This window comes from Micromonospora sp. NPDC049114 (assembly GCF_040648635.1).
Taxonomy (GTDB): domain Bacteria; phylum Actinomycetota; class Actinomycetes; order Mycobacteriales; family Micromonosporaceae; genus Micromonospora.
In genome coordinates this window covers 946,318-963,094 of record NZ_JBEZEA010000001.1, presented here as the reverse complement: position 1 = coordinate 963,094, position 16,777 = coordinate 946,318, and the positions used below count along the sequence as shown (strand labels likewise).

General features: G+C 71.9%; 17 protein-coding genes. 13 read left to right on the top strand and 4 right to left on the bottom strand.

Features of this window, described 5'->3' with window-relative positions; all coding sequences use genetic code 11:
- Window positions 1-112 precede the first annotated feature (112 nt).
- The 4 genes from AB0B39_RS04590 (at window position 113) to thpR (ending at window position 3,154) form a co-directional block, all read left to right on the top strand.
- Window positions 113-562 (top strand): MarR family transcriptional regulator, encoded by a 450-nt coding sequence (locus AB0B39_RS04590; RefSeq protein ID WP_357491017.1) that lies wholly within the window; start codon window positions 113-115, stop codon window positions 560-562.
- 70 nt (window positions 563-632) lie between these two features.
- Entirely contained in the window at window positions 633-1,916 is a 1,284-nt protein-coding gene (locus AB0B39_RS04585) for an MFS transporter (protein WP_357491015.1), read from the top strand.
- Window positions 1,917-2,054: 138 nt separating this feature from the next.
- The gene (locus tag AB0B39_RS04580) at window positions 2,055-2,564 is read left to right on the top strand and encodes a hypothetical protein (RefSeq protein ID WP_234589030.1); all 510 of its coding nucleotides are present in this window, start codon (window positions 2,055-2,057) and stop codon (window positions 2,562-2,564) included.
- 11 nt (window positions 2,565-2,575) lie between these two features.
- Window positions 2,576-3,154, top strand: coding sequence for an RNA 2',3'-cyclic phosphodiesterase (gene thpR, locus AB0B39_RS04575; protein ID WP_357573499.1), 579 nt, complete (start codon window positions 2,576-2,578; stop codon window positions 3,152-3,154).
- 121 nt (window positions 3,155-3,275) lie between these two features.
- Here the strand turns inward: thpR and sepH are convergent, their stop codons facing one another.
- From sepH to AB0B39_RS04560, 3 genes are all read right to left on the bottom strand, one after another.
- A complete protein-coding gene (gene sepH, locus AB0B39_RS04570) occupies window positions 3,276-4,358 on the bottom strand; it encodes a septation protein SepH (RefSeq protein WP_234589032.1) in 1,083 nt (360 codons plus the stop codon).
- Between the two features lie 185 nt (window positions 4,359-4,543).
- Window positions 4,544-5,671, bottom strand: coding sequence for a phosphoserine transaminase (serC, locus tag AB0B39_RS04565; protein ID WP_357573498.1), 1,128 nt, complete (start codon window positions 5,669-5,671; stop codon window positions 4,544-4,546).
- Between the two features lie 267 nt (window positions 5,672-5,938).
- Window positions 5,939-7,045 carry a citrate synthase 2 gene (locus AB0B39_RS04560; protein ID WP_234589034.1) on the bottom strand — a complete coding sequence of 369 codons (1,107 nt, stop codon included), beginning with the start codon at window positions 7,043-7,045 and terminating at the stop codon, window positions 5,939-5,941.
- Window positions 7,046-7,238: 193 nt separating this feature from the next.
- Between AB0B39_RS04560 and pdxH the strand changes: the two genes are divergently transcribed.
- The 7 genes from pdxH to AB0B39_RS04525 all read left to right on the top strand — a co-directional run bounded on the left by pdxH (window position 7,239) and on the right by AB0B39_RS04525 (window position 13,387).
- Window positions 7,239-7,955 carry a pyridoxamine 5'-phosphate oxidase gene (pdxH, locus tag AB0B39_RS04555; protein ID WP_357573497.1) on the top strand — a complete coding sequence of 239 codons (717 nt, stop codon included), beginning with the start codon at window positions 7,239-7,241 and terminating at the stop codon, window positions 7,953-7,955.
- The gene (locus tag AB0B39_RS04550) at window positions 7,952-9,250 is read left to right on the top strand and encodes an MFS transporter (RefSeq protein WP_234589036.1); all 1,299 of its coding nucleotides are present in this window, start codon (window positions 7,952-7,954) and stop codon (window positions 9,248-9,250) included. The genes pdxH and AB0B39_RS04550 overlap by 4 nt, the downstream gene beginning before the upstream one ends.
- Before the next feature lie 18 nt (window positions 9,251-9,268).
- Complete coding sequence (locus AB0B39_RS04545) at window positions 9,269-10,198, top strand: aldose 1-epimerase family protein (protein ID WP_357491006.1); 930 nt, start codon at window positions 9,269-9,271, stop codon at window positions 10,196-10,198.
- A complete protein-coding gene (locus tag AB0B39_RS04540; protein WP_357573496.1) occupies window positions 10,198-10,800 on the top strand; it encodes a nitroreductase family protein in 603 nt (200 codons plus the stop codon). Before AB0B39_RS04545 ends, AB0B39_RS04540 begins: the two co-directional genes overlap by 1 nt.
- A gap of 188 nt (window positions 10,801-10,988) precedes the next feature.
- Complete coding sequence (locus tag AB0B39_RS04535) at window positions 10,989-11,300, top strand: type II toxin-antitoxin system VapB family antitoxin (RefSeq protein WP_234589042.1); 312 nt, start codon at window positions 10,989-10,991, stop codon at window positions 11,298-11,300.
- 20 nt (window positions 11,301-11,320) lie between these two features.
- Window positions 11,321-12,481, top strand: coding sequence for an acyl-CoA dehydrogenase family protein (locus AB0B39_RS04530; protein ID WP_234589043.1), 1,161 nt, complete (start codon window positions 11,321-11,323; stop codon window positions 12,479-12,481).
- Between the two features lie 99 nt (window positions 12,482-12,580).
- Window positions 12,581-13,387: a DUF4230 domain-containing protein gene (locus AB0B39_RS04525; protein WP_357573495.1), complete on the top strand. Its 807-nt coding sequence runs from the start codon at window positions 12,581-12,583 to the stop codon at window positions 13,385-13,387.
- Window positions 13,388-13,895: 508 nt separating this feature from the next.
- On the opposite strand, the gene AB0B39_RS04520 is transcribed toward AB0B39_RS04525, so the two are convergent.
- Window positions 13,896-14,105, bottom strand: coding sequence for a PspC domain-containing protein (locus AB0B39_RS04520; RefSeq protein ID WP_234589045.1), 210 nt, complete (start codon window positions 14,103-14,105; stop codon window positions 13,896-13,898).
- Window positions 14,106-14,507: 402 nt separating this feature from the next.
- Between AB0B39_RS04520 and AB0B39_RS04515 the strand changes: the two genes are divergently transcribed.
- Together AB0B39_RS04515 and AB0B39_RS04510 are read left to right on the top strand one after the other, a co-directional pair.
- Window positions 14,508-15,878, top strand: a complete 1,371-nt coding sequence (locus AB0B39_RS04515) for an L-serine ammonia-lyase (protein ID WP_357490997.1) — start codon at window positions 14,508-14,510, stop codon at window positions 15,876-15,878.
- Window positions 15,879-15,948: 70 nt separating this feature from the next.
- Window positions 15,949-16,776, top strand: coding sequence for an ABC transporter permease (locus AB0B39_RS04510; RefSeq protein WP_357490995.1), 828 nt, complete (start codon window positions 15,949-15,951; stop codon window positions 16,774-16,776).
- The last annotated feature ends 1 nt before the right edge of the window (window position 16,777 follow it).

Sequence of the window (16,777 nt, the reverse complement as noted above, 5' to 3'; positions counted from 1 at the left end):
CCGTCCGGGCGGGGGGTCGATCGTGATTCCCCGCCCGGAGCAGCACAAACATCCTCGTGAGCCTGGTCATAACGGATGTCGTTAGCCAGGCTCATTAGTTAAGCTAACTAACGTGATGGAGCGGACGGTGACGGCGGAACGCGTGCCACCGGCGCAGCTGGCTCCCCAGTTGCGAGATGCGATCACCCGACTCAACCGGCGGGTCCGACGGGCCCGGCCGGTCGGCGACCTCACGGTCACCCAGGTCTCCGCGCTCACCAGCCTGCGGCTGGCGGGCGCGATGACGCCCCGGGAACTGGCCGAGGTCGAACGGGTGCAGCCACCGACGATGACCAAGATCGTCGCGAAGTTGGAGGACCGCGGCCTCGTGCGGCGGACCCCCCATCCGACCGACGGTCGGCAGGTCATCCTCGCGGCGACCGAAGGAGGGCAGGCCGTGCTCGACCAGTTCGAGCGGGCCCGCGACGAATGGCTGGCCCACCGGCTGGCCGCGCTCGACGAGGACCAACGGGAGACCCTGCACAGGGCCGCCGAGATTCTCCAGCAGCTCGCTCGCGCCTGAGCCCGCGCGCGCCACTCCGGCCGTGCCGTCACCTGTCGATGACGCGTACGTCCGAGGAGGCGCACCAAGAGTGCAGGCCAAGCTGAGCACGATGTTCCAGTCCCTACAGGTCCGCAACTACCGGCTCTTCGCAACCGGACAACTGATCAAACTGATCGGTGTCTGGATGATGTTCATCGCCCAGGACTGGCTCGTCCTCGACCTCTCCGACAACTCGGCGACCGCGCTCGGCGTGGTGACCGCGTGTCAGTTCACCCCGGTGCTGCTGCTCACCCTGTTCTCCGGCCGGCTCGCCGACCGCTACGACAAGCGGGTGCTGCTGTTCGCCGCCAACGCCTTCTGGACGGTGCTGGCGCTCGGTATGTCCGTGCTGGTCCTCACCGACCTGGTGCAGCTCTGGCACGTCTTCGCGTTCGCCGCGCTGCTCGGCACCGCCAACGCCGTGGAGACCCCGGTCCGTCAGGCGTTCGTCTCCGAACTGGTCGGCACGCCGCTGCTGCCCAACGCGTTGTCGCTGAACGCCGCCGTGTTCAACTCGGCGCGGATCGTCGGCCCGGCGGTCGCCGGCCTGGCGATCGCCGCCTTCGACGTGGGCCCGGTGTTCCTCTTCACCGCGCTCAGCTCGGTCGCGCCGCTGGTCAACGTGGTCCGGATGCGGACGAGCGAACTGCACCGCGACGCGCTCCCACCGCGCGACGAGCGGGCGTCCGCGAAGGTCGTCGACGGGCTGCGGTACGTGTGGCGCCGCCCGGACCTGCTGTTGCCGATGGCGGTCATGTCGGTGATCGGCATGTCGCTGTTCAACTTCCAGCTCACCCTCGCCGCGCTTGCCAAGACGGTCTTCCACACCGGTGCCGCCTCGTTCGGCCTGTTCAGCACGGCGCTGGCGGTCGGCGCGCTCGGCGGGGCTCTCAGCGGCACCGGCCGACGCAGTCGGCCCTCGGTGTGGCTGGTGCTCGGCGCCGCGGTCGCATGCGCCAGCTTCGGCACCCTGGTCGGCTTCGCGGGGACGTACTGGCTGGTCGTGGCCCTGCTCGTGCCCACCGGCTTCTTCATGGTCTTCTTCGCCCAGGCCGCCAACCAGCGCGTGCAGCTCGGGGTGGACGCCGCCTTCCGGGGACGGGTGATGGCCCTGTGGGTGCTGGTGTTCCTGGGCACCAACCCGGTCGGCGCACCGCTCATCGGCTGGATCGCCGAGCGCTTCGGCGCCGGGGCGAGCATCTGGATGGGCGGGCTGGTCTCGCTGGCCACCGCGCTGATCGCGCTCACCTGGCAACTGCGCCGCTCCGGTGCGCGACTGCGCTTCCGGGTGCTGCCCATGCCCCGCTTCTACGTGACCTCCGCCGACTGCTGAGCTACCTGAAGGGCCCCTTCCGGTCGGAACGGGGCCCTTCGTGCACGCTCGGCAAACCTGGGGAAGTCCCGATCGGCGGATAGCGCGGATGCAGCCAAATCGCTGGCGAGGTGGCACGACGGGGCTTAGCGTCGATATGTGGGAGTCGAACGCGCGCTGATGCTTGCCCTGGCGTTCCTCGCCGTGGCCAGCCTCCCGGCGGCGTTCGCCCTGCTCTTCTGCGCCGACGAGATCATCGACCGGGTCGTCTGCGGCTGGTCCGAGTGGCGCGAGAGCCGGCGGGAGCGCCGCACCATCGCCCGCCTAGACCGGGCCATCGAAGCCGACGCGCTGACCCGCGACATCGACCTCAGCGAGTTCGACCGCACCGACCGTCGCCCGTTGGAACAGCTCGCCGCCGACCTGCGTCGCCTCGGCGGGCAGCGGCTCGGCGGCACCGGCCGGTCGATGGTCTGGCACGGCGCTGTCGTCCAGGCGTACGACGACCGGCTCCGGCTGGCCTGCCGCGCCCTCGGGATCACCGAGCACCTCACCGAGTTGTCCGGCGTCGACCAGGAGATCGAACGGGTACGGGTGGAGGGCGTCCTGCACGCCGCCGGTCTGACCCTGCCGGCGGCCCGGGCCGGGCACCGGCAACGGCACCGCTGACCGGCCGGTCGGTGCGGCTCTTCGTCGCGGTCTACCCGCCCATGGAGGCGGTCACCCACCTCGGCGCACGGGTGGCCCGTCTGGGCGTCGCGGCGGCGGCCGCCGCGGGCGTCCGGGTCCGGCTCGCCGACCCGGTGAACCTGCACCTCACCCTGGCCTTCCTCGGTGACGTCGAGGCCGCCCGGCTGGTCGAGGTGCAGGGCGCGCTCGGGCTCGCCGCGCTGTGGTTCCGCGACGGCCGGGACGCCCCGCCCCGGCTGAGTCTCGGCGGCGGCGGGGTGTTCGGCGACGGCCGGCACACAGTGCTCTGGGTGGATGCTCGCGGCGACGTCGAGGCGCTGCACGATCTGGCCCGACTGATCCGGGATCGGCTGCGCCGCGCCGGGCTGGCGTACGACGACAAGCCGTTCCGCCCGCACCTGACCGTGGCCCGGCCCGGCGACCGGGTCGAGCCGGCAGCCGTCGACGCCGATCGGGCTGCCCTGGACGACTATCAGGGACCCCAGTGGTCGGCCGACGAACTGGTGCTGGTCCGCAGTCACCAGGGGCCGGAGCCGCGCTACGAGCGTCTGGCCGCCTGGGCGCTGTGACGATCCACTCCGGATCGCCGATGTCGGGGCGTCAACCGCACGGGACACCGCGACATCGACGATCTCGGGAGCGGACCACCGTGAGTCGGCGGGGCCGTCCGCCGCCCTCCGACGTCGAGCGTCAGGAGGACTCGCGGGCGGCCGGGCCGCTGCCGAAGAGCACGTCGTCCCAGCTCGGCAGGCGCTTGCGCGGCTTGCCGCTGGCGTCGGTGGACTCGCCACCGGCCGCCGCCGCGGCCGTGCCGGTCCGGCGGGGCCGCAGCACCGCCAGCGACGGAACGGCCGGGACCTCCTTGGGCGCGTCCGAATCGTCGTCGAAGGCCGAGCCCTGGCCACCACCGAGCAGCGCGGCGGCACCGCCGCCGACCGGCCGCTGCCGGGGCGCGTCCGACCCGGCCAGAGCAGCCGGGGTACGCGGTTCCAGCCCACGCCCCGACGACGCGCCGAGGGGACGGTCCAGCGAGGCGAGCAGGGCGTCCCGACCGGCCCGGATCGGGTCCCGACCCGGACGCGGGTGCTCGGACGCGGCCGGCAACCCGTGCCCACCACGACTCGGCTCACCACGCGACGGGCCGGGCAGGCCGTGCCCACCCCGCTCCGGCGCCGGCTCCTGGCCGAGGATCGGCGTGGGTCGCTCGGCGCACAGGTACTGCGCCATGTCGTCGTGCGGCGTGACCGCCTGCCGGGTCTTGTCGAGATCCCAGATGGCCTGCGCGGTGGCCTTGCCGGACGGCCAGGTGGCGATGATCCGCCAGGTGCCGTCCTCACGCCGGTACGCGTCCCAGGAGATCTTCTCGGTGTCGATGCCGTGCTGGCTCAGCCGGCCGTTGACCACCTCGGCGAGGGGGGTCGGCTTCTCCGCGCCCTTGAGCCGGGTGCGACGGGCGTGCTGGGCGAGCATCGCCCGCTCCTGAAGCACCGGGCCGGCGTAACGCAGGACCCGGTCGACGGGCACCCCGGCGATCCGGGCGACGTCCTCGGCGGACTCACCGGAACGGATGCGGGCCTGGATGTCGCGAGGGGACAGCGAGGGAATCGGGTCGGCGGCCGTGGGCGCCACCGCGAGCGGCGGAGCGCCGGGCTCCGCGTGCAACGCGCCGGCGATCCGCTCGTCGATCGGAAGGGCGAGCAGGCGCCCGACCTCGTCGGCGAGCACAAGAGCATGGCCGTCCTCGGAGAGGGCGACGAAGCGTACTGGGCGCATAGCGTTGCCTCCGTCCCGCTTCGCTGGCCGCACGCCACGAGTCGGCCACCCAGGCGTCTCGGACCACCGTACGCGCATCTGTCTCGGGGTGGGGGAAGCGACACCCCGCATGTCGCGACTGAGCTGCGGCGATGATCACGGTGGGTGTCCATCGAGGCCCCGACGGACACCCACCGTGACGATGCTCAGAGGCGCTCGACGACGTAGTCGATCGACGCGGTCAGCGCCTCGACATCGGCCGGCTCGACGGCCGGGAACAGGGCCACCCGCAACTGGTTGCGGCCGAGCTTGCGGTACGGCTCGGTGTCGACGATGCCGTTGGCGCGCAGCGCCTTGGCGATCGCGGTGGCGTCCACCCCGTCGGCGAAGTCGATTGTCGCGACCACGTTGGACCGCAGCGCCGGGTCGGTGACGAACGGGGTGGCCACCGTGGACCGCTCCGCCCAGCCGTACACCGTGGCGGCGCTCTCCGCCGTGCGCTTGGCTGCCCAGGACAGACCGCCCTGCGCGTTCATCCAGTCGGTCTGCTCGGCCGCGAGGAAGATGGTGGCCAGCGCCGGGGTGTTGTACGTCTGCTCCAGCCGCGAGTTGTCGATCGCGGTCACCAGGTCCAGGAAGGCCGGGATGTAGCGCCCCGACGCCTTGATCTCGGCGGCCCGGTCCAGCGCGGCCGGCGACATCAGGGCCAGCCAGAGGCCGCCGTCGGAGCCGAAGCACTTCTGCGGCGCGAAGTAGTAGACGTCGGTCTCGCCGACGTTGACCTCCAGGCCACCGGCGCCCGAGGTGGCGTCGACCAGGAGCAGCGAGCCCTCGTCCGCACCGGCCACCCGGCTGATCGGCACGGCCACGCCGGTCGAGGTCTCGTTGTGCGGCGTCGCGTACACGTCCACGCCGGCCTCGGCGACCAGGGCCGGCGCGCTGCCCGCAGCGGCCTTGCGGACGGTCGGCTCACCCAGGAACGGAGCGTCGGAGACCGACTTGGCGAACTTCGCGCCGAACTCGCCGAAGCTGGCGAACTGGGCACGGTCGCGGACGAGGCCGAAGGTGGCGACCTCCCAGAACGCCGTGGTGCCGCCGTTGCCGATCACGACCTCGTAGCCCTCGGGCAGCGAGAAGAACTCGGCGATGCCGGAGCGCAGCCGGGCCACCTGGTCGCGGACCGTCTTCTGCCGGTGCGACGTGCCCAGGTAGCTGGTCGCCACCTCGGCGAGCGCGGACACGGCCGCCGGACGGACCTTGGACGGGCCGCAGCCGAAACGTCCGTCGGCGGGCTTGATCTCGTCGGGAATCCGGATGATCGGTGCGTCAGCCACGGTCTTGAAGGTCCTTCCGCATGGGCGAGGGCGGGCTCGGCGCGGACCGGCGGCGGGCGCGTACGCGGGCGCACGGCGGCCGGGATCCGTACCGGCGATCCGGCGACACTGCCGACCCTCATCCTCGCACCCGGTCCGGGCCGGGGAAGTCGGGGTCCCGAGGGCCGGCCTGAGTCCTTCGCCACACCGGGGCGTCGATCGCCCGGCGCGGCGTAAGGAAAGGGCCCCTCCGGACGTGGGGACGTCCGGAGGGGCCCTCGATGCCGGTCAGACGCCGTGCGGGATGGCGCTCCAGCCCTCGACGTCGCTGGGCTTGCGGGTGTTCGGGCCGACGTAGCGGGCGGACGGGCGGACCAGCCGCTGCAGGCGCTTCTGCTCCAGGATGTGCGCGCTCCAGCCGCCCATCCGGGCGCAGGTGAACATCGAGGTGAACATGTGCGCCGGCACCTCGGCGAAGTCCAGCACCACTGCCGACCAGAACTCGACGTTGGTGGCCAGCACCCGGTCCGGGCGGCGGGCCTGAAGCTCGGCGAGGGCGGCCTTCTCCAGCGCCTCGGCGATCTCGAAGCGCGGTGCGCCCAGCTCCTTGGCGGTGCGCCGGAGCACACGGGCGCGCGGGTCCTCGGCGCGGTAGACGCGGTGGCCGAAGCCCATCAGCCGCTCGCCGCGGTCCAGGACACCCTTGACGTAGCCCTCCGCGTCGCCGCTGCGCTCCACGGCCTCCAGCATGCTGAGCACGCGGGACGGAGCGCCGCCGTGCAGCGGCCCGGAGAGGGCGCCGATGCCCGACGAGATGCAGGCCGCCGCGTCCGCCCCGGTGGAGGCGACGATGCGGGCGGTGAAGGTGGAGGCGTTCAGGCCGTGCTCGGCGGCCGAGATGAAGTACGCGTCGACGGCCTTGACGTGCCGCGGGTCGGGCTCGCCCCGCCAGCGCTTCATGAACCGCTCGACGATGGTCTGCGCCTTGTCGATCTCCTTCTGCGGCACCGCCGGCAGGCCGAGACCACGGGCGGACTGCGCGACGAACGAGAGCGCGGTCACCGACACCCGGGCGAGGTCCTCGCGGGCCTGCTCGTCGGAGATGTCCAACAGCTGGCTGAGCCCCCAGTACGGCGCCAGCATCGCGACCGCCGACTGCACGTCGACCCGGATGTCGCCGGAGTGCACCGGCACCGGGAACGGCTCCGCCGGCGGCAGGCCCGGCCCGAACCGGCCGTCGACCAGGAGCGCCCACACGTTGCCGAACGAGACCTGGCCGATCAGATCCTCGATGTCGACCCCGCGATAGCGCAGCGCGCCACCCTCGCGGTCGGGTTCGGCGATCTCGGTCTCGAAGGCTACGACGCCCTCCAGACCGGGTTTGAAATCGGCCATGTCGCTCTCCTGGATCTGGTCGGTGCGCCTGATCAGCTGAGCCGGCCCGGTCGGCCGGGCGCCTTAGGCGACCCTCAGGGATGTGTTCGGAACATCTTGCCTGCTGCGTAACCGGATATGCGACCCGCTGCGACTGTGCTGCACACGACATCCCCGGACGCGCATTCTCCGCGCCACTCGGTGAGACTGGGCGATGCGGACTGGCCAGCGCGGAAGGGTGCTCGTCGGATCGCTGAAAAGGAGTGGGGACGTGACGGGCGACACACCTGCCCCGGCCGCGATGCGTAACGAGTACGCCGCGGACCTGGGCCTGACCGAAGCTGACCTGGCCGCCGACTGGCACCGCCAGTTCGACAGCTGGTTCGCCGACGCGGTGGCCTTCGGGCTGCCCGAGCCGAACGCGATGGTGGTGGGCACCGCCGACGCCGCCGGCCGGCCCAGCGGGCGGACGGTGCTGCTCAAGGGGTACGACCCCGAGGGCTTCGTCTTCTTCACCAACCACCTCTCCCGCAAGGGCGTCGAGGCGTCCGCCAACCCGTACGCCAGCCTGGTCTTTCCGTGGTTTGCCATGCAGCGGCAGGTGGTGGTCGCCGGGTCGATCGCCCCGGTCGACCAGGCGGTGACCGAGTCGTACTTCGCGAGCCGTCCACGCGGCTCGCAGGTGGGCGCCTGGGCCAGCCCGCAGTCGCAGGTGGTGCCGGACCGGGCCGCGCTGGAAGAGCGCTACCGGGAGGTGGCCGAGCGGTTCGGCGAGGCGACGGTCATCCCGCCTCCGCCGCACTGGGGTGGTCTGCGCGTCCGGCCGGAATCGGTGGAGTTCTGGCAGGGGCGGGCGGGTCGGCTGCACGACCGCCTGCGCTTTCGTCGTGTCGACGGAAGCGACTGGATCGTCGAGCGGCTGGCGCCGTGACGGGTGTGCAGGAGGCCCGGCCGCGCGGAGCGCGCCGCTGGGCGATCGACGTTCGTCCGCTGCGGGTTCCGGCGTACCGCCGGTTGTGGCTCGGCAACACGGTGGCGATGTTCGGCTTCCAGTTCACCGCCGTCGCGGTGCCGGTGGAGATGTACGCCCTGACCCGGGACTCGTTCTGGGTCGGTCTGCTGGGTGTGGCTGCCTTCGTACCCCTGCTGATCTTCGGGCTCTGGGGTGGCGCGGTCGCCGACGCCCGCGACCGCCGCGCGGTGCTGCTCGGCGGCTCATTGTTGCTCTGGGCATCCACTCTCGGTCTGCTGGTCCAGGCGCTGCTGAACGTGGGCAGCCCGGTGCTGTTGCTGGCGTTGATGGCGGTGCAGTCGGTGGCCTTCGCGATCACCTCGCCGGCCCGCAGCGCCATGCTGCCCCGGCTGGTGCCCGACGATCTGGTCGCGTCCGCCACCACCCTGAACTACACGACCTTCACCGCCGCCTCGGTAGCCGGCCCGCTCGCCGCCGGTCTGATCCTCTCCGCCTCGCCGGACACCACTGTGGTGCTGCCGATCGCGTACGGGTTGGACGCGGTGCTGTTCACCGCCATGCTCTGGGCCGCGCTGCGGCTGCCCTCGCTCCCACCCGAGCCGACCGCGGACGGCCAGGCCCGGCGTGCCGGCCTGGCCAGCGTGATCGACGGATTCCGGTACCTCGCCACCACGCCGGTGCTGCTGCTCTCCTTCGGCGTGGACCTGATCGCGATGATCCTGGCCATGCCGAGGGCGCTGTTCCCGGAGATCGCCCACGAGCGGTTCGGCGGCGGCGGCTCGGTCGGCCTGCTCTACAGCGCCATCGCCATCGGCTCCATGATCGGCGGGCTGACCTCCGGCTGGATCGGTCGACTCCGCCGGCAGGGGGTCGGCCTGGTGGTCGCGGTCGTCGGCTGGGGACTGGCGATCGCCGCGGCCGGGCTGGCCCACCAGCTCTGGCTGATGGTCCTGCTGCTCGCCGTGGCCGGCGCCGCCGACCTGGTCAGCGCCGTACTGCGCCAGTCCATGCTGCTGGTGTACGCGCCGGACCGGATGCGCGGCCGACTCCAGGGCGTCAACACGGTGGTGGTGGCCGGTGGTCCGCGCCTGGGTGACCTGCGGGCCGGCACCATGGCCGCCGGGCTCGGCGGAGGGGTGGCCTGGGTCGCCGGCGGGCTCGCCTCGGCGGTGCTCGTGGTGGTGCTCGCGGTCGCCTTCCCGGCGCTGCTGCGCTACCGGGCCACGACGGCGTCGAGCGGCGACCGGCCGTGACCGGTTAGGGTCGCCGGCATGGAAAGCCCCGACCAGCGCCCCTTCTCCGGCGCACAGTGGACCATCGCCGCCGCGGGCCACGAGGCAGTCATCGTGGAGGTGGGCGGCGGGCTGCGGACGTACCGGCACGACGGCGTCGACCTGCTCGACGGCTACCGCACCGACGAGGTCTGCCCCGGCTGCGCCGGGCAGGTGCTCGCGCCCTGGCCGAACCGGATCCGCGACGGTCGCTACCCGTTCGCCGACCGGACGCACCAGCTCGCGCTGACCGAGCCGGAGCGGCACGTCGCCATCCACGGGCTGGTCAACTGGGTGCCGTGGCGGCTGCTGGAGCAGTCCGCGGACGCGGTGACCCTCGGCTACGACCTGCCGCCGCAGCCCGGCTACGAGTGGCCGCTGCGGCTGGTCAGCCGGTGGAGTGTGAGCGCGGACGGTCTTCGGGCCGAGCACGAGGTGACAAACATCGGCGCCGAGGTGGCCCCGTTCGGCTTCTCGGTGCACCCGTACCTGCAACTGCCGGGTGTCGCGGTGGACGACCTGGTCATGCGGCTGCCGGCGCGTACGCGTGTGCTGGTGGACGGTCGGCTGCTGCCGGTCGGGGTGACCCCGGTGGCCGGCACCGAGTACGACTGGACCAGCCCGCGTCGGATCGGCGGCGCGGAGCTGGACCTCTGCTTCGGCGAGGTGATCCGCGACGCCGACGGCGGTTCCTCGGTGAGCCTGGCCGCGCCGGACTCCTCGTCCGGGGTGAGCATCTGGGCGGACGCGGAGTTCGGCTGGTGGCAGGTGTTCACCGGGGACGCGCTGACCGGCGAGCGGCACCGGCGTTCGGTGGCGATCGAGCCGATGACCTGCCCGCCGGACGCGTTCCGCTCGGGCAAGGACCTGCTCACGCTCAAGCCCGGCACGACCTGGCGTGGTGCCTGGGGCATCCGTCCCGGGGCCTGATGGAGTTCGCCGAGGTCGTCCGCCGCCGGCGGATGGTGCGCAACTACGACCCGGACCGCCAGGTCCCGCCCGACGTGGTGGATCGGCTGCTCGACCACGCCGTGCGCGCCCCGTCGGCCGGCTTCGCCCAGGGCTGGGGTTTCCTGGTGTTGGAGGAGGCGGCCGACCGGGAGCGGTTCTGGGCCGCCACCACGCCCGAGGGTGGCGGGCGGGAGCGCTGGCTGGCCGGTATGCGCCGCGCTCCCCTCATCGTGGTGCCGCACGCCAACGAGTCGGCCTACCTGCAGCGGTACGCGGAGCCGGACAAGGGCTGGACGGACCGGTCGACCGACCGCTGGCCGGTGCCCTACTGGTACGTGGACACCGGCTTCGCCGCGCTCCTGATGCTGCTCACCGCCGTCGACGAGGGGCTGGGGGCGTGCTTCTTCGGGATTCCGCCGCAGCGGCTCGCCGCCTACCGGGACGCGTTCGGCGTGCCGGCGGAGTACCACCCCATCGGTGCCGTCACAATCGGTTACCGCGCGCCCGGCCATCGGTCACCATCGCTGCGCCGAGGGCGGCGCGAAATGGACGAGGTGGTGCGGCGCGGGCGGTGGAGTTGAGTGCGGCGTCCCGTTCGTCGGAGTTGAGGATCGGGCGAGCGATAGCGAAACTGACATCAGGGAGCAGAACGTCGCGTGCGCTGGGCCGCTAGGCTGGCACGGTCATCGGTGCCGCGCCGCGCGGTGCCCGCCGCGGCCCGGCTCGGCGTCGTCGGTCGGCCCGGCCACGGGGAGGGGAGCGTGCCGTCGTGATCTTCAGAGCGGTCCGGGACGGGCGTCCCTATCCGGAGCACAACCTCACGCTCAAGCAGTGGGCGGAGATCCCGCCCCGTCCCCTGCGCCTGGACCAGTTGATCACCACCAAGCGTGAGCTGGCGCTCGACAAGCTCCTCGCCGAGGATTCGACCTTCTACGGCGACCTGTTTCCGCACGTGGTCCAGTGGAACGGCGGGCTCTACCTGGAGGACGGGCTGCACCGCGCCCTGCGTGCCGCCCTGCAGCAGCGCAACCAGATCCACGCCCGCGTGCTGGTGCTCTCGGGTGCGGGCGATCCCGCCTGAGGCTTCGTTAAGGTGACGGCATGACTGCCCTCGATCTGCTCGACCTGGACCCGTCGCTCAGCGAGGAGGAGCGGCAGATCCGCGACGTCGTCCGCCAGCTCGTCGACGAACGGGTCCGCCCACACGTCGCCGAGTGGTACGAGCAGGGTCGCGTCCCGGCCCGCGAGCTGGCCCGGGAGTTCGGCAAACTCGGCCTGCTCGGCATGCACCTGACCGGCTACGGCTGCGCCGGCGCCTCCGCCGTCGCGTACGGGCTGGCCTGCCAGGAGCTGGAGGCCGGCGACTCCGGGCTCCGCTCACTGGTCTCGGTGCAGGGCTCCCTGGCCATGTACGCCATCTGGCGCTACGGCAGCGAGGAGCAGAAGCAGCGCTGGCTGCCGGCGATGGCGACCGGCGAGGCGATCGGCTGCTTCGGCCTCACCGAACCCGACCACGGCTCCGACCCGGCGTCCATGACCACCCGGGCCCGCCGCGACGGCGACGACTGGATGCTCACCGGCGCCAAGATGTGGATCACCAACGCCCCGATCGCCGACGTGGCGGTCATCTGGGCGCGCACCGACGAGGGCGTCCGCGGTTTCGCCGTACCCATGGACACGCCCGGCGTCACGGCCCGCGAGATCAGCCGCAAGATGTCGCTGCGCGCGTCGGTGACCGGCGAGATCGTGCTCGACGACGTCCGGCTCCCCGCCGACGCCCAACTGCCCGAGGCGGTCGGGCTCAAGGCCCCGCTGAGCTGCCTGACCGAGGCCCGGTACGGCATCGTCTGGGGCTCGCTCGGCGCGGCACGGGACTGCCTGGAGACCGCCCTGTCGTACGCCACCAGCCGCACCCAGTTCGGTCGGCCGCTGGCCGGGTTCCAGCTCACCCAGGCCAAGCTCGCCGACATGGCCGTCGAACTGGTCAAGGGTCAACTGCTCGCGCTGCACCTCGGCCGGCTCGCCGACGACGGCCGGCTGCGCCCCGAGCAGGTCTCCGTGGGCAAGCTGAACAACGTGCGGGAGGCCCTGGCCATCGCCCGGCAGTGCCGCACCATCCTCGGCGCCAACGGCGTCTCCGGGGAGTACCCGGTGATGCGGCACGCGAACAACCTGGAGAGCGTCCTGACGTACGAGGGCACGTCCGAGATCCACCAGCTCGTCGTCGGGCAGCGGCTCACCGGGCTCTCTGCCTTCGCCTGACCTGCCCGTTTACGCATTCCGGCCGCTCGCCGCGCGCCTGTCGTACGGGGGCCGTACCGTCATTGACAGACGACGTGTCTGACGAGGACGGTGAGTGTGATGGCCCGCGACGCTGGCATCAACGAGCCCACGAGGGAGTTCCCCGGTTACCCGACCGGCGACGACCTCAAGGAGCGCTCGGCCGCGACACCCGACCCGACTCCGGACGGGCCGGGCGGCACCGACGGCCCCCCGAGCGGTGGTGCCGGCCCAGGCGGTGGGTCCGGTGGTGCGGCCCGCGGGCTGCTCCTGCTGCTCGGCGCCGCCGCGCTGGCAGTGGTGGTGCTGCTCGGTGTGCAGGTGACCGGTTTCCTGCCCGATTTCCGTAACCCGTTCGCCAAGGAGCAGACCGACCGCAGCCAGCCGCCGCTGCTGAAGTCGATCCAGGATCTCAGTCGCTACGTCGCCGCCGAGGGCAACTTCCAGGTCGTCGTCGACACCCAGAACGACCGGCGCAACGTCCCGGACTTCCTGCTCAACGAACGCACCCTGTTCGTCGGGGCCGGCAGCGTCGAGGCGTACGTCGACTTCGCCAAGATCGGTGAGGGTGCGATCGTGCAGTCCGCCGACGGCAAGTCGGTCGAGATCAAGCTGCCCGCGCCGCAGCTCGGCGAGACCAACCTCGACATGGAGAAGAGCTACGTCTTCGCCGAGCAGCGCGGCCTGCTCAACCGGCTCGGCGACCTGGTCGGCAACGACCCCAACCGGCAGCAGCAGGTCTACCAGCTGGCCGAGGAACGGATCACCGCCGCCGCCCGGGACAGCGGGCTCTCCGCCCGCGCCGAGGAGAACACCCGCAAGATGCTGGAGGGGCTGCTGCGCTCGCTGGGCTTCCAGCAGGTGACGGTCACCTACACGGCCCCCTGACCCCGGCGCTTCGGCTCTCGGGCATCGTCAGCACCTCGACACCGGGTGCCTCGATGCCCGGGAGCCCGGCTGGCGGTGCCCGGCTGGCGGCGGCCGGCTGGCGGTGCTCGGCTAACGGCGCCCGGCTAACGGTGCCCGGCTAACGGTGCCCGGCGAACGGCGGCCGGCGCTTTGGAATTGCAGCCGCGCCCGCCCCGACCACCGTCGGGGCGGGCGCCGTCTTCGGGCCGTCCTCGGCAGGTGCTCACCCGCCCGGGCCGCGCGTGCAGCGGCTCCCGCACCCCCCGGCGGCCCGTGCTCGTCATCCGTCCCCGCCGGCGGCCCGCCGCCGTCTGGGTGCGCGATGCGCAGATCTTGGACAGTTTCCGTCAGCTGCTGACGGAAACTGTCCAAGATCTGGAAGTGGAATGCCGGTTTGCCGTGCCGTGCCGTGGCCGGGAGGCCGGGAGGCCGGGAGGCCACCACATCGTTTGACGTGGTGGCCTCCGGACTGCGCTGTCGTGGTGGGTCAGTGGCCCGTGGAGGCGAGGTAGCGGTCCTCGTTGGGCATGAGGACCCAGAGGATCAGGTACACGATCACCTGGGTGCCGGGCAGCAGCAGCGACAGCAGGAACAGCAACCGGACCATCCCGGCGGACATGCCGAACCGCTGACCGAGGCCGGCGCAGACACCGGCGAGCATGCGCCCCTGGCGGGGCCGAACCAGTTTGCGACTCATCGTCGTACTCCCACTCTGCGGCTGTGCGCCGCGTCTGCAATCCACGGTACGAAGGGGTGGCCATCCCGCCCTCGGTCCCGAGGAGGATCGGCGACCCGTGGACCCGTAGGTGCATTACCCGGGCCAACCCTCCCCAACTCCTCCCACACCGCCCCGCGATCTTGCACTTTCTGTCGCGACAGAAGGTTCATACCCACCCGTATCGACGACCGAAAATGCAAGATCGGCGCGAGGGTCTGGCGGGGTCGGGGCTGGGGGTGGGCGGGTAGGCTCGCTGGTTGGGCACCCATACCCCGGGTGACCGACGGCCCCCCGACCGGGCGGCCACGAGCGGGGCCGCCTGACCGGTGGCCACGAACCGGGCAGATCCCGTACGACGGGAAACGCCGAGGAAGCGCAGCCATGATCAGTGTTTTCGACCTCTTCAGCGTCGGCATCGGGCCGTCCAGCTCGCACACGGTGGGGCCGATGCGGGCCGCCCGTACGTTCGTGCTCGGGCTCAAGGCCGACGGGCTGCTCACCGAGACGGCGCGGGTGCAGGCCGAGCTGTTCGGTTCGCTGGGCGCGACCGGCCACGGGCACGGCAGCGACCGGGCGGTGCTGCTGGGGCTGGCCGGTGAGGCGCCGGAGACGGTCGATACCGACACCGTCGGTCCGCGCGTCGAACGGATCCGCGCCGAGCGGCGGATCAGCCTGCTGGACGCGCACGAGATCGACTTCGACCCGGACCGGGACCTCACGCTGCACCGTCGCCGGTCGCTGCCGTACCACCCGAACGGGATGACCTTCGTGGCCTTCGACGCGGCCGGGGAGCAGATCAGGGCCCGCAGCTACTACTCCGTCGGCGGTGGCTTCGTGGTGGACGAGGCGGCGGCGGGCGCGGACCGCATCAAGCCGGACACGACGCGGGTGCGGTACCCGTTCCTGACCGGGGCGCAACTGCTGGAGGTCACCACCCGCACCGGCCTGTCGATCAGCGAGGTGATGCTCGCCAACGAGCGCTCGTGGCGCAGCGAGGCGGAGATCCGGGCCGGCCTGCTGGAGATCTGGCGGGTGATGCGGGAGTGCGTGCAGCGCGGCTGCGAGCGGGACGGCGTACTCCCTGGGGGTTTGAAGGTTCGGCGGCGCGCGGCGGAGCTGCGGCGCGGCCTGGAGGCGGACGCCGGGACTGCCGACCCGCTGCACGCGATGGACTGGGTGACGCTGTTCGCGCTCGCGGTCAACGAGGAGAACGCGGCGGGCGGCCGGGTGGTCACCGCGCCGACGAACGGCGCGGCGGGGATCATCCCGGCGGTGCTGCACTACTACGCCCGGTTCATTCCGGACGCCGATGACGACGGTGTGGTGCGGTTCCTGCTGACGGCCGGTGCGATCGGCGTGCTGTTCAAGGAGAACGCGTCGATCTCCGGCGCGGAGGTCGGCTGTCAGGGTGAGGTCGGCTCGGCCTGCTCGATGGCGGCGGCGGGGCTGGCCGAGGCACTCGGCGGCACTCCCGAACAGGTCGAGAACGCCGCCGAGATCGGGATGGAGCACAACCTCGGGTTGACCTGTGACCCGGTGGGTGGCCTGGTGCAGATCCCCTGCATCGAGCGGAACGCGGTGGCTAGCATCAAGGCGATCACGGCCGCCCGGTTGGCCCTGCGCGGCGACGGCGTGCACAAGGTGTCGCTGGACAAGGTCATCAAGACCATGCGGGAGACGGGCGCCGACATGAAGGTCAAGTACAAGGAGACGGCGCGTGGCGGTCTGGCCGTCAACGTGATCGAGTGCTGAACCCGTAGATTCGGGGCATTCGTTCACCGACTGCTAGCCTGGCGTCCGTTTCAGGAGGCGGGAGGCTGCGGTGACCTCTGGCGTCGCGGCCCTGTGGTCGCACCGCAACTCGCTGCGCATCCTGGTCCGACGGGACCTGGCGGTCAAGTACCAGCAGTCGGTGCTGGGCTACTTCTGGTCGCTGATCGAGCCACTCGGCATGGGCGCCATCTACTGGTTCGTCTTCGGGGTGCTCTACTCCCGGGACACCGGTCGGCACCTCGGCGAGGCGGCCGGGTCGTACCCGCTGTTCCTGATCACCGGGATCTTCGCCTGGATGTGGACCAGTTCGGCGCTGAGCGAGGCCACCAACGCGCTGACCGGCCAGTCCCGGCTGATCACCACGATGAACGTGCCACGGCAGGTCTTCCCGATCGGCCGGGTCACCGGGCGGTTCGCCGAGTACGCGGCCGGCCTGCCGATCCTGATCGCCATCGCGGTGATCTACGCGGCGCACGGCCGGATCCATCCCGGCTGGTCGCTGCTCGCCCTGCCGCTCGCGGTGGCGGTGCAGGCGGTGCTGCTGACCGGGCTGGCCCTGCTGCTGTCCGCGTGGAACGTGCTGATGCGCGACGTGGAGCGGTTCCTGCGACTGATCATCCGGGTGCTGTTCTACGCCACGCCGATCATCTATCCGTTCAGCCTGGTCCGGGAGTCCAACCTGCCGGGCTGGCTGAAGGTGGTGTACGAGCTGAACCCGCTGGTCGGGATCTTCCAACTGCACCACGCGATCTGGTACCCGGACGAGTTCCCGGACGCTCGGCTGCTCACCACCACTGTCGTCGGCAGCCTGCTGGTGCTGGCCGCCGGCTGGTGGTCGTTCCGCCGGTTGGAACCCGCTGTGCTCAAGGAACTCTGAG

Coding starts and splice junctions, on each gene's coding strand:
- AB0B39_RS04525 (WP_357573495.1), top strand. CDS start 12,581: ATGGCCCGCGACGCTGGCATCAACGAGCCCACGAGGGAGTTCCCCGGT.
- AB0B39_RS04545 (WP_357491006.1), top strand. CDS start 9,269: ATGGAAAGCCCCGACCAGCGCCCCTTCTCCGGCGCACAGTGGACCATC.
- AB0B39_RS04560 (WP_234589034.1), bottom strand. CDS start 7,045: ATGGCCGATTTCAAACCCGGTCTGGAGGGCGTCGTAGCCTTCGAGACC.
- AB0B39_RS04540 (WP_357573496.1), top strand. CDS start 10,198: ATGGAGTTCGCCGAGGTCGTCCGCCGCCGGCGGATGGTGCGCAACTAC.
- AB0B39_RS04515 (WP_357490997.1), top strand. CDS start 14,508: ATGATCAGTGTTTTCGACCTCTTCAGCGTCGGCATCGGGCCGTCCAGC.
- AB0B39_RS04520 (WP_234589045.1), bottom strand. CDS start 14,105: ATGAGTCGCAAACTGGTTCGGCCCCGCCAGGGGCGCATGCTCGCCGGT.
- AB0B39_RS04530 (WP_234589043.1), top strand. CDS start 11,321: ATGACTGCCCTCGATCTGCTCGACCTGGACCCGTCGCTCAGCGAGGAG.
- pdxH (WP_357573497.1), top strand. CDS start 7,239: ATGCGGACTGGCCAGCGCGGAAGGGTGCTCGTCGGATCGCTGAAAAGG.
- sepH (WP_234589032.1), bottom strand. CDS start 4,358: ATGCGCCCAGTACGCTTCGTCGCCCTCTCCGAGGACGGCCATGCTCTT.